Origin of the sequence: Priestia sp. SIMBA_032 (assembly GCF_046535215.1) — a bacterium.
GTDB classification, from domain to species: domain Bacteria; phylum Bacillota; class Bacilli; order Bacillales; family Bacillaceae_H; genus Priestia; species Priestia aryabhattai.
This window is the reverse complement of record NZ_JAWRXD010001318.1, coordinates 1-246: the sequence shown is the minus strand read 5'-3', so window position 1 is coordinate 246 and position 246 is coordinate 1. Positions and strand designations below refer to the sequence as shown.

The 246-nt window shown below is 59.3% G+C and carries 1 protein-coding gene; it reads left to right on the top strand.

Going from position 1 to position 246, the window contains the following annotated elements; all coding sequences use genetic code 11:
• Window positions 1-129 precede the first annotated feature (129 nt).
• On the top strand, window positions 130-246 hold a 117-nt coding region (locus tag SB717_RS38585), incomplete at its 3' end, for a glucokinase (protein ID WP_410908514.1).

Sequence of the window (246 nt, the reverse complement as noted above, 5' to 3'; positions counted from 1 at the left end):
ATGAAGCCAAGATCAAGAACATGGGTAACGCCGGGCGCAACGGCGGCGAGTACTACACGCCTCGCCCGCTGATCCGTGCCATGATTCGGGTGATCGCGCCACTTTGCAGACCACCCCAACACCCGTAAGATGCTCGAAGAAGCAGTACCCGCCGCTGCCATTTCCAACGCCGCCATCGACGAAACCGACGACATTTCCCAAAAAGCGATGGAACTGTTCGTCTCCGCTTACGGCGCAGAAGCGGGG